This window comes from Chitinophaga sp. (genome assembly GCF_017745275.1).
Lineage (GTDB): Bacteria > Bacteroidota > Bacteroidia > Chitinophagales > Chitinophagaceae > Chitinophaga.
Window position 1 is genome coordinate 640,311 of record NZ_JAGHZS010000007.1, and the last position, 16,196, is coordinate 656,506.

Sequence of the window (16,196 nt, forward strand, 5' to 3'; positions counted from 1 at the left end):
ATATCAGGTTGTATAAAGTTTAATATGTGATGGCGCCAAAATAACCGTCAACCGGTCTCTTTCTCTTTTGTTGAATACATACTTGCCATTCAGTTTATATTCGATGAGGCGGTCGTAAGAATCGAAACGCACGCTTCCCCTGTCTTTCATAATTTTAACAATCAACTTAGCCCACTCTTCTTTCATACCATCTATACCTTTTACCATTTCTTTCACGCTGCCGCTGTCCAGGTACACCGGATCCTTATCCCTTTCTTTCAAAGCGTAATAATCTACGCGCTCATCAATCTTATTATTAATCGTTTTTTCAATGATAGGTTTGGCGACGGACTGATCAGGATCTACCAATATCGCTTTGCAATGCAGCGACTTCGGCACGAACTGCTCGCCTGCCCGGATGCTTTCTATATCTGCTATTTCTTTTGCATTACCTATTTTGGATTTCTCTGCCGCGGTAAGCTTCGGCAGTGCGCTCCGGCCATAATTTGGCGTTACCTCATAGTCTACAATAGCACCTTTGAACACAAAGTTCTTTACGTTTTGCTCTACCAGGTCGCGGTGATCGGCATTTGCCTGTACCGTCAGCGGTGTGAGGTTTTTCATGTCTTTACCGGTACCGCCCAGGTTCTGATTGAGCAGGTGGCCAAGAATATAATAAGGTCCATTGTCTTTCTTCCTTCGTTTAATATCCTTATAGGTGGCTGGCTCAGTGACACTTGGTTCACTACCTTTTAACGGATTCTTCTTCGTTAATTTCTTCGCGTGCATGTAGGTCGCATACTGATTTGAATTAACCGGGTTCAGGGTTAATTCCGGATCAATATTCTTAGCGGATATGTCGTATTTAAACAGCGGTCCAATGATCACACCCAATTCGTCCATCAATTTCACGATATCTCTTTCCTTATCATCATCTGTATATTTAGGCGTTGTTGGCTTCTTTTCAGCGAGCTTAATCTGGTCGTATTTCCTTATCGCCTTATCTTTCCGGTCCTGCATCTTCTTTCCATCCGGGCTACTCGGTTTATCAATGATAATCCTGCTTAACCAGGTTTCAAACTTCACAGGAGTACTTTGTACGATCAGTTGAGCACTGCTTTCGGTGCCTTTGAAAGAGAGCGTATGTGTTTCTCCATCTTCTGCTTTAAACTCTGACCGTATACCCAGCCAACCTAATACTTTATTGAGGGCAGATTTACCCATTTTAAGCAATGCATCTATTACGCTGATAGCACCGTTAATCAACCAGTCGATAGCACTATCTACCTTGGTGCGGCCAGCAGTCACTATATCCTTGATCTTATCTCCTACAGGGCCAATAATCACTTCTACTGAAAATCCAATGACCACCGGTACTGCTTTAGCCAACACTTCTTCAAAAGCTTTCTGTGCATGCTCCAGCTTACCACCGATGATTTCTGCGAGGTTATCCATCGCCTGGTTTGCCAGGTTGAGTATCTTATTCGCATAGGCGATTGCCTCTTTCATGGTATCATAGATCAGGATAATGGTATTGATGGTGGCGCCTATACCCAGCGGATCCGCACTGGTAGCGAGGCGTTTCATAATTTCAGCAGATATTTTTTCTGATATCCAACTGATAATACCATTGATCACCATGTCTTTCAGATCGCTCAGTTTCTCCTGTGCTTTGCGCAACAAGCCAGCAGCGCCTTCTTTGATCCAGACGGTCACCCATTCCAGCGCACCGGTCAGGATATCCTGCATTTTCCGCATTTTTGCCACCCGTTCTTTTCCTATCCTCGGATGTTCTTCCATCCGTTTATATACATTTTCCAGGTTGATACCAAAGAGGTCCAGCACATATCCCAATATGCTGGTCAAACTAAAATCAGATGGTGGCGCTACCGCTACAGCGCCTTTCACTTCTCCAAACAACCATTCCAATGCCCCTGTCAGCATATGCGTACCCAGGTTATCATAGAAGCGTACAAAACCACCTTTAATAACATTCCAGACATTCTTCAGGAACTCACCCGGTTTTTTGATGATGTCGGAGAAATTATGCGCGGCTTTAGCTATTACCGCGGTCACCAACGTTGGATCAATACCGATTAAACTCAGCAGGTTACGGAAAAACGTCCAGAGTCCTCTTGCCAACTGGGCATCTACGAAAACCTGTTTTATGACTGTCAGCGCCGCAGCCCTGATCTGAGGCCATTTCTCTTTCAGCTCTATAAATTCTGCGATCACCGGTATCTTCTTCAGGATTACTTCCGTCAGCCAATCCATGATGGGATCTTTGATACATTTGGGTACCAGGCTGAATGGCCCCAGGATGAAATCTCCCAGGAAGTCCAGCACATTACCCGCTACAGTTACCAGCTTCAGCAACATGTCGATGACCCGCTGCATGAAGCCGCGTACATCATCCATGCCCTGGTATATCTTATCAAACATCCATACCACTTTATCCTCGGCCCAATCCTTCACACTGGCAATGGTTTTAGGCACCCAGCTGACCAAAGAATATACGGGGCTGAGGTATTCATTGCTTTGCAATCCGCTGAAAAACGTACTTACGTTAACGGCTATATTATTTACTTTCTCCAGGACCCATTGCCCTGCTGCAATAATGGTGACTTTAATGCGGTCGATCGATTTGTTCAGCGCGGGCAATAATACTTCCCGGAGGGAGGTTTGCTTATTGGCTACAGCATCATCATCGTTGCCCATGGCGGTAGCAGTATCGGCCACTTTATCCAGCCATTGTGTGGCATCATCCTGTAATTTGCGGATGGCCTCCATGTTGATCATGGCGCCAATGCCACTGATTACGCTTTGTATAGGCTCTATTACCGGGCGTAACTGTCCCTTAATAAACTGCCAAGCGTCGTTCAGCTTCGCAGATACGAAGTCCATGAACCCGCCTTCTTCGGAGTTATTAATACCGAGTTTTTTGCAGATCCAGTCCCAGGCATCGCGGTAAGGCTGTATAATGATGGCATCAAACTTATTCCAGATCCACCGTCCAAAGTCCTTGATACGATCCCACACTTTGCCGGCAAAGGCGGTGACTTTATCCAGCGCAGGCGCCATATAGGTATCCCATATTTTATTGAGCCATAGCCGCAACGGCTCAATGGCTTCCATAACACGGTCCCATACCGCACCGGCAATAGCTTTCACCACTACCGACAGGAGATTCAATGCTTCAAATAAAGGCTTACAATCTCCTTTGGAAAGGCCGTCGAGGATTACCGGCAACTGGTTTTTCAGGTGGATGAAAATCTGGATAATGAGCATAAATTGCTCATCAGAAAATCCAAGTCCATTGAACAGTTCCCTGAAAAGGCCAAATAAAGCATTTTTGATATAGCCAAAAAAGCCTTGTGATTTTACATCTTTATAGAATTCGTAGATATCAGGAGGTAAGTGAGATGCCAATATGGAATCGGCGCCATTGAGCAGCGTGTCTGTCCACGATGTTTTCTTTTCCTCCCCGTTTGCCTCATCGCGTTGAACTGTTTTGGCAGCGCCCTGTTGAACGGTATGCGTCAGCTCATGTGCCAGCAGGAAACGACCTTTGGTGGATTCCGGATCGTACTTATTTTCTCCAAAGTAAATATGGTGCTGATAAGCAAATGCCTGTGCCCCTATTTCATGGCTGAGAGCTGCTGCTTCTGTACCGGTGTGTATGCGTACAGCACTGAAATCCGCCTGGAAGGCGGTTTCCATGTGTTGTCGTACGGGCGCAGCCAGCGGACTTCCCGGCGCGCTGGTTTTCAGGCGGGTGGCAAAACTATCACTGGTACGGAAACTGCCGTCGCCTGCGCGCTGCAGTCCGCGTATAGGTTTCGCAGAAATGATCTCACCTTCTTCTTCATTGCGGTGAATGTTATTACTACCATCACCACCAGGACGGGCGCCGCCGCCACCGGTGAATGACAGGACAGGCATACGTAAAACTTTCTCCGCCATACGGTCCGCCTCTATTTCGTTGGGATCATCCGGCTTGCCTACTTTCAGGCTGGGTTGAATCCGCATAGCAATAGTGGGCGTCGCAGATTCATCCAGGCTCGTATGTATTTTTTCTGCCTGTTCACATTCCGCACATTTGGCTTGTATAGAAGATTCTTCTTCAACAGGCGACCGTTTCAATTCATCTTCGGTATCATGCTCTGCACATTTTGCCTGTACAGGCGCTTCTCCTGGTGCGTTATAACGCTTTATTTCTTCATGTTCACATTCCGCGCATTTCGCCTGCACTTCGGTATGTTCCTCTACAGGCGAACGTTTCAGCTCATCTTCCGTTTCATGCTCTGCACATTTGGCCTGTATGGGTGCTTCTTCCGGCGCAGTGTAACGCTTTATTTCTTCGTGTTCACATTCCGCGCATTTGGTTTGCACTTCCGGCTGTTCTTCAGCGGGCACGCGTTTTAGCTCATCCTCCGTTGGATGCTCCGCGCATTTCGCTTGTATGGGCTCTTCTTCGGAAGGACTGCGTTTTACTTCTTCCTGTTCGCATTCCGCGCATTTAGCTTGTACAAGCGCTGGCGGTTTAATATTTTTTGATTGTTCACCATTCGAATACCTGGATTGTATTTTTTCTTCAGTTGCAGACCGGTGTATACCGGGAATAAACAAAGATTGCAGTTCCGGTGTATCCGTAGTGGTATCCATCTCCCGGGATACCGTAGCTGCGAAAAAGGGAGCTGTTTGCCGGGAGGCATGGCGCTGCCCGGACTCTTCCCTGCGGAACAGTTTACCGGTTTTCAGGCCGGCAGTGGGAGTTGCGTTATGAACAGCGCTTTCGCTCATAGGGTTATTGCAATGAATTAAATGCAGCGGTATATGTTACCACTGCACGTATAATATTTGCGGCATCCAGGCATATTTTACCATAGATACCTTATTAATGAGAATATCTTCTGTGCGCGCACTAAGGGTCAGGATCCAGGCTCCATCACTGCGTTGGGATAACTGCCCTTCCCGTTGCAGGAAAGCAGTACTAAACCATTCAGCAGAAAACTTCCGGTCTTTCCGCCATGCTTCCAGGTAATCCGTCAACATGCTGTCGGCGGCCTGTTGGGCAGCATCATCCGGAGCCAGCGCAGGGTCTACGGGTAGATGCAAAGGCCAGTTACAGAGTAGTTTATTCAGCAACCAATACTCCTCCCCATCCTGTTCATTCCGCCCATAACAGATATAGTGCAAAAGCAGGATCGCCCGCTGCTGTGCGGCTTCATCAACAAATTGCCGGTCTGCCACATGTCCTAATGTCCTGAATAACCTGCCACACTCCATCCAGAGTAATACCAGGCCGGCATTTTCAATTTGCAGCCCACGTTTCAACTGGTCCGTAAGCGTACCTATTTTATTGGAAAGCGCGGCGGCAACTGTCGGGATATCATTTGTTGCATTCTTTGCTTTTTCATCAGTTGCAGGCACACCGGCGACTATCCCATTTGCCACCGCACGTTGAAACAAAGCAACCCAAACAGGGGCATCGGGCGGTGATACAGCAGTCGTATTGACGAGGGTAACTGTTCCGGTAATATTATCATTTATGGTACTGCCTGAGGGGGTGAATGAGCCACTTTTACCTGCACGGGCCAACTCCTGAGCGATCATGATTTGTAAGTCCGATTCACCAGCCGAAAACATTCGCAAAAAAAGTTGTTTCATACCGGCAGCGCCCAACAAATAATACAAGCGTATCCATACCACCGGGTCATCTTTGCCAGCGGTTTTCAGGAGTGTTTCCACCTCCGGTTGCCCATGAACAGGCAAGGCCTGCAATGCTTCCTGTAAATCCCTGATGACTTCACTCCCATTGTCGAAGGCGCGGATACCATACCTGAGAAAAAACAACTGTACCGCCAGCGTGTATTCAGCACCATTAGGAATAATAATATTCGCTGCCTGTTGTGTAGCAAGTTGTTTACGAATGGCTGCAGCCAACTGTGACAACAACTGTGTCTGAAAATCATTTTCGTTGGCACATTGCAGTGAGATCGAGATCGCTGGAATTTCTATGTATTCATCTTCCCTAACCAGGCCATCCAACAGTGTGTTCAGTTGTGTCATGAAGGCGGCGGTATGCAAACGGTAGCCCAGCTGCTGTTGCAGATCTCCTGCCAGCTTTGGCCCGGAAGCATTTACCTGTACTTCCATCCGTTTAATGATATGTTGTTGTTCAGCCACGCGCCTGGGGTTGTTGTATCATCAGGTAATAGTCCACATCCGGGATACCGCAGCAGCTTACGCGGTATGGCAACATAAAGTCGCCCACAATCGTGAACGCACTGATTTCTGCCCGGTCTGAATGGATACATTCGTTCAGCTCTATCTGCTCATCTGTATCTGTATACACCAGCACCAGGGTTTGGCCTTGCTGTAGCGCCGGCCGGTGCTCCAGGCCAACCACATATGGAAGTAGCCCTACGTTGGTGGTGCTGTGCACATTCACCGCTATGACATCTATACAGATGTTATAGTTCATCAGGTACCTGGCCAGGTCGAAACCATTGAGGCGAAAGTCTTTATTGTCGTTGTTCAGGGTAATGGGCCTTCCAATATGTCCTTCCACCCTTAGCCAATGACGGGGCTCGAAGTTGAAAGCCAGTGGCATCAATACTTCTGGCCGGGTGCTGTAACTATCGTTGCTGACATCCGTAGAGGCTTTGTCATCATTACCGGGAAAGGCATTATAGGACAACAACGTGTCGGTACGACGTAACACCGTCGTTTCATAGTCCCAGAACTGGTGCACCGAATAAACACTGTTGGCATCCAGCGGGTAATAGTAAGGGATGGCTGTTTTTCCCAATAGTTCTGCGCTACTACGTGTAGGCGTTAGCTTTATAGGGAGAAACTGGAAGGGATTACCGGTATCAGGACTGGCCTGTGATTCCCAATAATCGGTAGAATCGAGTTTATCTTCAATGGTATCATTGGATGTGGCCAGCACTTTCTCCAGGTGCAGGAACGGCAGATCAAAGGTGCGAATCATCACCATTATGCGCCAGTGCATACAGCGTACTTCGCGGATAACGGCATCTCTTTCGGCGGCCAGGGCCAGGTCGCGGAATATCAGCGGCTGATAGGTACTACGACCGCCCAACACCGGTCCCAGCAACACTACAAGGCCGGTATTATTACTTTCAGAGATCGTGGAACAGGTACATTTTCCCCGGAAGCCATTGAGTTTTAGCACCAGTTCATTATAAGCGGTGGTAAGATCACGTAACCAATCATACACGTACTGAATATAATACAGGTGCATTCCTTCCTCATAAAAAGCATTCAGTTTAAGCGCCAGCATTTTCCGGTACTTCTCCAGGTAAGCAGCATCTTTATGAGAGAGCAGTGGGCCGAAGAGATCATGCAATAGTTTCAGGGCATCGCGGAATTCCTGCTGGTAGTCATCGATGATGGCCTTGTATTCGAAGAAAATATCTGCATAAGCTTTCACCGTTTGAAAAGGCGCCTGCAGGTTTGCTTCTTTCAGGCCTATTGCCGGGTTGATGATGGCGAGTTTCTTGTAACCAAAGCGGGGTATGCTTAACAATGGTAATTGTAGTACCGGGCGCAGGAAGCGATCTACTGCCGGAATATCAATATCGTCGGGTGAAAAGTTATTGGAGAAAAGCGACTGGTCATCATCCGGCGCCGGCGCTTCTATTCCTGCTGCACGTGCCATGGCATTGCGGGTAACCAATATCCAGTATAACTGCAGGCCTGATTCCGTATCCGCCGACAGCGCCAGCAGCAACATAATTTTATCGCGGTTCAGATTACGTTCAGGAATATCATCGGGGTGTTGCTGTTTCAGCGAATCGATACTATCTGGTGGTGCATCATCCGGCGCCAGCAGCAGGAACTCCATATGTTTGGGATCCAGCTTATCCAGTTTCAGGTAGGTGAGCATAAACTGACTTACCCGCGTCCATGGAGAGGTATCCATCTCCCCATCACCTCCGGTTGCCGGCAATGGTTTTACATAATAGCGGAACTTTTTTTCCGGGGTATGTAATATCGTTCCATCCGGCAATATCACGGTACCTTCCGATACGTCGATGGAGCAATCCGGATTTACGTGTACTTCTGTGCCACAAACTACGCCGTTGCCGGCAACACAGGTATCGATAACTTCTTTCATGAATACTGTTGTTAGAAATAATGAATCTGATTGTCGTTCCAGTTGTTCATCAGCGTCACCAGCGCATCGTTGGCTTCTGCCAGACCGGGCCGCCCCTTAGTACAGAGCCGTTTTATCCATTCGTTGTATGCTGCTTCAAAGGCCAGCATATCTGGTCTGCTCAACAGCACATAGCGCACCGACAGATGTGCGGGCATTTCCCTGCGAAGCGTCTGCATAAATACATCCAGGCGGTCCGGATCCTGGAAACGATCGGCCCAATCCGGTAAGGCGATGGTGATCCAGAAAGAGTATGGATCCAGCAGGCTGACATCATCCAGGCAAGCGATCATCGGTGTCAGCAACTGGTTGAAGGTGGTATTGCGCGGCCTCAGGAGAATATGTTCCAGCAGATGGAAACTGTCGTCATTACAATTGCCGGAAGCCAGTTCCCGCAGGTATTGCAGTCGTTTGGCAGCGCCCTCCCTGCCTGGAAATGGCTCCAGCATCAGCGCATTTTTATCGGTACGATCAGCAGGTGCTACATTAAGCCAGAAGCCTACTATGTTATCGTCTACGATATCATATGCACTGCTGTCACCTGCCCGGTTGAGAAAATCCAGCCGTGCTTTCTTCGCCTGTTCAAAGCTTCTGAAACGTTCCGTGCTCACGAGCAAACGAGCGCCAGATCCACCTTGTGGCCGGATATAGAAGACATATTCTGTTTCCGCGCTGGCATTACCCTGGTTATCTGTTTCCCCTACACCCACTTCAAAAACAGGCTCACAGGTAATGGTATGGCGGGTAGCGTCCTGCATACCCAGTATGGCACATACGCGTTTGCGCACTCCTTCTACGTTATCTGTCTTCCAATAGCGGAATTCATCTTTATCAAACTGGTATACAAATCCGCTGGCTCTTTTAGCCCCCAATGCGGGTACCTGTTGCAGGAAGCGCTGTTTATCGGCAATGCTTTCTGTCAGGCCGTCATCTATTGCCCAGGCATTGCCATCAGACAGCGGCATTTCTATCCGGTACAATTGCAGCGCATAATCGGTGAACTGTTCCCCGAACCTGGCCAGCATATGATCCAACAAACGATCCTGGTAAAGTTGCTGGTCGGTATCGCTACCGGAAGTGAGTTGTTGCAAAGCTGTGATATAGGCGTTATGGTCATCCGCTTTAAAGGCGTCCCACTCAGGATCTGGGGTTACTTTATTGAGCGTGGAATCCACTACCTGCGCACCTTTGTAGTCCAGCAATATTTCTTTTATGCCCGGAATGTTGTACAATGCCTGGTACATGACCGTGGCATCGCTTTTCACGGAAAAAAGTGTTTTCACCGCCGACAATTGTGTCAGGTAATTGGCCAGTAGCTGGTCATAAAAGAAGAGGTATCCTTTCAACTGTTTAGCCTGGGCCTGTCGCAGGTCGGGCTGCTTTTTGGAGATACCGGTATTCCCAATTTTATAGGTGCGGGGAAAATCTTCCTGTATGCTGGTGAAGTCGGTCAGGTCTGTCAGTATCCGGCCATCAGGTACGGGGAGGTCCTGTTGTTGTTGCCGGTTAATTTTGGTGGTGCTGTCCGGATGCACGTCGAGGTATTCTTTGAGCCGGAGCATATCTACCGGTACTTCTTTGTAATGGGAGACAACGGCAAAGGTAGTGCAGTCGATGCTCAGGGCCGGGAGACATTTACAATCCAATGCCAGGCACCATTTTTCCGTACTATTATTTCCATCATCCTCACTGCAAAGGTGCATGTTCAGCCGGTCTATCTGTACAACGCCGGGTACTGCGGCGATGAGTTGATAGAGGTCAGAACGATATACTGTTTGCCGGGGTTGAGCGGCCAGCAGGTCGGCATCATCAATAAACCCGTTTTGTAATAACGGTCCCTGGTATACGGGATCGGCGTTATAATATTTTTTGGCAGCGATGAATACATCGTTGTAGTAATCTGTTACAGATACTGCGTCCCACAGGTTGGCGATGGCTGCCTGGAAAGCGGTATCGCCGGTGATGCGTATGTTGAGCATGCCTTGCAGGGCGGTCAACAATTCTGCTGGCAGTTGTGCGGTTTGCAGGGTATTTATCACATCGCTGTCTATCTCAAACTGCGCATACCGGTTCATCATTTCTTCGAGACTGTAAAAGCGTATTACGGGCGAAAGGTAATGTTCTATTGCACGGTACACGTTGGCCAGCACCTGCCATTTATCAACGGCAGGATCCAGTTCTACGGCAAGATCAATTCCCATTCCTACGGTTTCGGCTATATGAATTTCCGGGTGAATGTCTTCACTGAGGTTACGTACCCGGTGTAATCGTTTTTTTGCTTCCGCAATAATATCGGCTTCATCGCCAATATGATCTTCTTCCAAGCGGAGTGTTACACTATAGATACCCTGAGGTTGAAAGAGGTTATATTCCGCTGGCTGATCTTTTCCAGGCAATTCGCCACTGCGGAGGCTCCCGGTAAAATACAGGCTTATTAAAGGTTCGAAATAAAAGAAAGCCTGCAGGTCGATAATTTTATCGATCAGGGCGATGAGTGTATTCCATGCGGTGAATCCGGACAAGTCCTGGCGGAGTATATCCAGCCAGTGGATCAGTGCAGCAAACTCCCGTTCCGGATGATGATCGGGGTCTATGGTCAGCAGGTAGCTTTCCAGGAAAAACAGCGATTCATCATAGTATTTATCTGCCATGTACAGCAGCAATACTTTCTTCAGGTCGGTTGAAATATTGTCTTTATATAAACGTTCCAGCAGTTCCGCTCTGAACCTCTCCCGCGCAGCCGCTTTTTCTTTATCGCTTACACAACCGTTCATGGTGATCAGCAGGCTGGTATCGATTTCGCCGGGGCGCGGAAAAGATATTGATACATTGAGCATAGCCATATATGGCTTCAGTTGCGCCACTGCATAACCATCAAGCAGTCCATCTACCCAGAAGAAGCGGACTTCGGGATCTTCCAGTTGTTGCACCCAGGCATTTTGCACACCAGGCATGTCGATCAATATTTTTCGTAGATCCAGTGCCGTTACCGGTGCGCATGGGAGTATCTGTGCAGCAGTATAAAAAGAATCGTTGTCAGGAGCGGCGAAGAGATCTGCTGATGGCATATTGCTCCGGTAGCCCAGGTCAGTAAGGGCATAGCAAAGTATTTCCAGCGTGGTGATACCTGGATCGTGGAGGTTATAATCTGTCCATATATCCGAACCCAGGTTTTCTATATGCCGGATTCCTTCTGTGCGCAGCAGTTGCCAGTCCATAGAAGGTGGATACAAGGGATTTTTAGGTATGACGAGAGAAGTACTCATACGTAAGTTTATTTTTTGGGCTTAGCAATTTGGATGGTGGTGAACTGCCCTGGCGTGAAGGCCAGATCTACGGTCATACCAGCCACCTGGTTGTTTTGTATTACTGGGGTAATGCGATAAGCGTTATCAGTTGCCACGCCGTCGCTGGCGTTTGCCGGGATACTTCCACTCAATGATCTGGCATCTACCTCTCCGTTTAACACCTTTACCATTGCATTTATAATGGCATCTGCGTTAATGAACCGGGGCTGCCAGGCTTTTACCAGTGCCGCTTTCAGGGAAGCTATTTTATCAGCCGGAGCAGGTGTAGGCCCAGGAGTTGGTGCTGGTGTTGGTGCCGGTGGCGGAGGGGCCGGTGCAGGCTGAGGTGTATCATTATTGACAGCTACGTACTCCGCAGGAATCGCCACCCGCTCCACCTCTGTCAATGTTGGACGATCTTCTTCGCAACTGCCGCAGGCACAACGATCATGGTCTTTGATCACATTGATATCATGATCGATGACATTTGGATTGTCTTCGTTCAGGCGATCAAGGTAGGTGGTCAGCACAGATGCGGCTGTGTAAGGCGTTATCACATCAACATCACTCCAGTCGAGGGTATCCTCATATTCTTCCGCCATCTGACGGGAAGAAAAATGTTTAATTTTAAGATTGGTGACTACATCTACATAGTCCAGGTTTTCGAGGAACTGTAACAGCCGGGTCCTGGAGATGGGCGTACCAAACAACAGGGGTTTCTTTCCGGTGGCCCAGGGCGACAAAAACAATTTCAGCGCTTCATTCAGGGCTTTGGTGTAGTAAGGAATATCTTTTCCGGGATAGAAGCGTACGCATACCCGGATCCTTACCGGTTCAAAGCGGGCATTGATGACATCGAGGCGATCACCTCCCTCATCGCAGCCGCAGTCGTCATTACAGCAGCAAAAACCCGGATCTCCATAACCGCCTACGAAATAGCTGTTTCGTTGCGCCACGAACTGCTTCATGGACGTCAGTTCCCCGGCCTCGAATATGGGATAGAACCTGCGGTTGCCCGTCATTTTATTGGGAAACGGAATGGCCGCTACGGTGACATGTCCGGGCCTGGCGGTATAAATACGGCGGGAATGCGACAAACACTTCAGCACTGCTATTTCCGGGAATGATTCCAACAATAATCTTTCATAGTCCCATATGGTCACCGCGCGGTTTTTATGGCGCAGCCTTTCGTGTATACGTGTGAGGTAGCCGTCGCGATCCAGCCGCTCGGAGGTACGTCCGCCAAAAGAATCATAGGGCTGTGTAACGGATTTCACATTTACATCCCGGAATTTCAGCGCAGAAATCGTTCCGGCAGGTATACCATCCACCAGGTGATCTTCAGTGTTCTGTTGGTCTGTAAACACTGCTTCTGCGGCATTCACATGTATATCAATGAGCATGGGCAGCGCGTCTACCATCACGTTATCGTCCGGTATTTCTATCGCGGAAGCACGTAGCCAGAAAAGGTCAGTACGGCCATCTTTACCGAGGATCGTGGTGTTACCGTTTTTGATATCCTCCGGAATCTGGAAGAGGATGATACCAGTTTGCTGCATGCCCAGCGTAGTATCTTTCAGAATATACTGCGGCGGCAATTCCACCCAGGTATCTGCCAGGTAAGACCAGGCAATGTCCGGGGCATAGTGATCCGGGTTACCGGTACCAGGCGCCGTTTTGAAGAGCAGCGACAGTGTTTGGTTGGGTACCAGTTGCTCAAAGCCCAGGAATAGGTTACCGTTTGCCGGTACCGGCTTCGGACGTGACCGGTCAAATAGTTCCGGACCTATTGGCAATTGCGGCTCTGGCATGGTTGGCACTGGTGCTGGACTTATACCTTCGCCAGACATGTCCTCCCAGTTACCCAATGAATTGAACACGCTGAAGTAGTGACGGGAAGGGAGCCTGCCATCTGTTTTAGGATGGATATTCTGATCCGCACGTATCGTTACCGGGTTACTGCGATAAGCAAATACAATGTTATCTGCATCTAATACATAGTAGTTGTCGCCACCCCAGGTCACCTCCATACTGATCCAGCCGCTTACCTTAGCAGTAGGGTCTAGCGGGAATTTAGACGAAGCAAGTAAGGGACCGTCTATTTCCGTATAGCCAACAATGTTAGGACCACCGTTGTCTGGTATTGCCTGCCAGGTGCCATTATACAGGAAAGACTTGTTGTTTAAATACAGGTTATCATTACCTGCGTGCAGGATATAAAAATAAGCGGGGTCTTTAAAAAACAACTCCTGTAGTTTGATGAAAACTTCAGATTGAGTTTTACCTATCACCAGTTGATTCCTTGACTCTACCTGCCCCTCCGGCGTTTGCCGGAAGAAGACGGCTGCCTGACCCGGCTGGATCACCTCACCCAGGAAGTCGGAAGGGTTTTGCGCATACCGGGACAGCTCTCCCACGTAGCTAAAAATCTTTGCCTGCGAAATGGTAACATCTTCCGGCTTTATTTCGGTGGTCTTAAAGCGGATAAACGGAGGCGTGTATTCATCCACTGGTAGCACCGCCGGGAACTCAGGATGCAGCCAGATCACAATCCGTTGGACCCAATATGTTGATCCTCCATCGTTCACTACGGTACCGGCATTTAAATTAGGGGTGTTGCTGTCGCCGCCACTGTAGCCGTCTACCTTGAGCACCCTGTTATACAGGGTATATTGAGCGTCTGGTGCTACACCGGCTCTTTTAGCTGCTGCTATCGCCGGATCAAATTCGTTTTGAATTTTATTCAGCAACTCATCCGGCATGCCGGTGTTGTTATAATAATTACTGCCATCGGGAATGCTGGTATCATACAGGTTCAACTTTATCAGCCCTTTTTCCGTGGCTATTTCCATTTGAAAATTCTCCAGTGCATCCACGATGTTGGCCCCATTGCAGCTAAACTCAATAGATACCATCCGGTCCAAACCATTGGCCAGCCACAGTTCCGTGCTGCTCACACTGAATCCGGCAAAGGCCTGTAGCTGCTCCAGTTTCTGAATGAGTTTCATTTGTTCTTTCACTACAGCTGGCGGGCGGGCGTCATAAAGATCTATCAGGCCCTGTATTTTTCTTTGCTGATACATCAGCCGGTTGTATACATCTTCTCCGGAAAGTGCACGCCAGGCTTTAGTGCCAGCCGGCCAATCTTCTGCCAGTCCATCTTTTTTATCTGCAGCAGGCAATGCATAAGCCGTTTTAACCGGTATGCCATTTTGCATCACTTCTTTCATATACAGGTTCCGGCGCTCTACCAGCTTTACCGGAGAAATCACCAGTTCATCTGTCAGCTTGTAAAACATGGGCGCACCGGCACTATCGGCGCCAGCTTTAAGGGCGGTACCGGCGGCAATCAATGCAGGTGGTAGTTTCAATGCCAACTCAAACACTACATGTACTTTGTCCGGTACCAATTGCCTTTTTTCGAGGCGAAGCACGTCGTGGTAATAAAAGAGCAAATGTTTTTCCACCTGGTTATTCAGTTCGTCCTGCAGGTGTTTGAACAAGTAGAGGAAAGTAATATACAGGGTGATATGTGGTGCGTGGTTGTGCCGGGAACGGAGTGCGCTTTGAAATGCCTTCCTCACTTTTTCCAGGATAAGCGACAAAGCTTTATAGAACTGCAGAAAGAGGCTCCACAATTCATCGATCGACTCATACGGCAACACAAAATCGATACATTCGAAGGCTGCCCTGTCTTTCAGGTCCCAGGGGGCTGCACAGCCATATGTACCTATAAAACCTTCATATAATTTAATGGCATTAGGGTCAATGGCTTTATGAAATTGTATGAGGCGGTACAAGGGCGCCTGCAAGGTACTGCTGATAATATTGAGCACATCCTGCTTCAGCGGATGATCTGCCGGAATTTTCTGACAGATATGCAATACTATCAACGCAAGACCGTAAACACCGGATTCAGTGCTTTTAATCATTTCCTCCAATATTGCCGCAGCAGTCTTTTCACCGGGTTTGGCAGTCCCCATGTCTTCCTGTTTGCGGCGACGGCGGTACATGATTTCTTTGGAGCGAAAAGCAGTACGTGGACTGTCCAGGTCTGTGGCAGCGAGGATCGCCAGCAGGCTGGTGATGTCTGATTCCCAGAAAGGAGTCCAGTCGCCGTCTTCCTGGTTATCAGGCCCCCAGTGACGCACGTGTTCAGACAATCCACCGGCAAAGGCGATTAGCTCTTCTATATTGCGATCATCCAGTTTCAACTGCTCAGGAATAAGGCTGATCAGCAGTCTGTCGCGTTGTTGTGTACCACCATGTACTAATGGATGGTGTAATGTGTTGCAGTGTAGTATCATAACTCCACGTTTGTTCCCTCTTGTTTATAAAATGGGTATACGATGCTGAATCTGTTGTTGGTGGTTCTCACTACATAGTCCATCACAATTTCCAGGGTGCCTTCCAGTTCTGTAGGGGTAATAGCGAGCGAGATAATTTTTATGCGCGCTTCATATTTGGCTACATTTTTCCGGATGAGGTCTTCCAGGTAGCTGAGAAAAGTTACATTCAGCGCGGTGAATACATAGTCTTCCGGATTACAGCCGTAGCCAGGTTGCAATACCCGTTCCCGGACGCTGGTACTGAACAGTATCCGGAGGCTCTGGTCAATATCTTCTTCATATTGCGCCATGGCTACCGTTCCGGTGGTATGGTCGAAAGTGGGTGGAAATGCCCAACCTTTTCCCAGGAAGGCTTTCTGTTCGTTTTGTGGATTTAAGAATAAATATTCCATGGTC

Annotated in this window: 6 protein-coding genes; all 6 read right to left on the minus strand. The window is 48.4% G+C overall.

What is annotated here, in order from left to right; genetic code table 11:
- Positions 1–3: 3 nt before the first annotated feature.
- Genes J7623_RS22210 through J7623_RS22235 form a run of 6 tightly spaced genes read right to left on the minus strand, consistent with a single transcriptional unit; the run spans position 4 to position 16,192 of the window.
- Positions 4–4,782, minus strand: a complete 4,779-nt coding sequence (locus J7623_RS22210) for a DUF4157 domain-containing protein (protein WP_291924515.1) — start codon at positions 4,780–4,782, stop codon at positions 4–6.
- Between the two features lie 36 nt (positions 4,783–4,818).
- On the minus strand, positions 4,819–6,168 hold the full coding sequence (locus J7623_RS22215) for a contractile injection system tape measure protein (RefSeq protein ID WP_291924517.1): 1,350 nt from the start codon (positions 6,166–6,168) through the stop codon (positions 4,819–4,821).
- Positions 6,161–8,125: a hypothetical protein gene (locus J7623_RS22220; RefSeq protein ID WP_291924519.1), complete on the minus strand. Its 1,965-nt coding sequence runs from the start codon at positions 8,123–8,125 to the stop codon at positions 6,161–6,163. The genes J7623_RS22215 and J7623_RS22220 overlap by 8 nt, the downstream gene beginning before the upstream one ends.
- Before the next feature lie 11 nt (positions 8,126–8,136).
- A complete protein-coding gene (locus J7623_RS22225) occupies positions 8,137–11,430 on the minus strand; it encodes a hypothetical protein (RefSeq protein WP_291924520.1) in 3,294 nt (1,097 codons plus the stop codon).
- 8 nt (positions 11,431–11,438) lie between these two features.
- Positions 11,439–15,758 carry a hypothetical protein gene (locus tag J7623_RS22230; RefSeq protein WP_291924522.1) on the minus strand — a complete coding sequence of 1,440 codons (4,320 nt, stop codon included), beginning with the start codon at positions 15,756–15,758 and terminating at the stop codon, positions 11,439–11,441.
- Entirely contained in the window at positions 15,755–16,192 is a 438-nt protein-coding gene (locus J7623_RS22235) for a GPW/gp25 family protein (protein ID WP_291924524.1), read from the minus strand. Before J7623_RS22235 ends, J7623_RS22230 begins: the two co-directional genes overlap by 4 nt.
- Positions 16,193–16,196: the final 4 nt, after the last annotated feature.

What these genes read in the sequence shown, in the direction of transcription:
- J7623_RS22210 (WP_291924515.1), bottom strand. Translation starts at nt 4,782, where the DNA reads ATGAGCGAAAGCGCTGTTCATAACGCAACTCCCACTGCCGGCCTGAAA.
- J7623_RS22220 (WP_291924519.1), bottom strand. Translation starts at nt 8,125, where the DNA reads ATGAAAGAAGTTATCGATACCTGTGTTGCCGGCAACGGCGTAGTTTGT.
- J7623_RS22225 (WP_291924520.1), bottom strand. Translation starts at nt 11,430, where the DNA reads ATGAGTACTTCTCTCGTCATACCTAAAAATCCCTTGTATCCACCTTCT.
- J7623_RS22230 (WP_291924522.1), bottom strand. Translation starts at nt 15,758, where the DNA reads ATGATACTACACTGCAACACATTACACCATCCATTAGTACATGGTGGT.
- J7623_RS22235 (WP_291924524.1), bottom strand. Translation starts at nt 16,192, where the DNA reads ATGGAATATTTATTCTTAAATCCACAAAACGAACAGAAAGCCTTCCTG.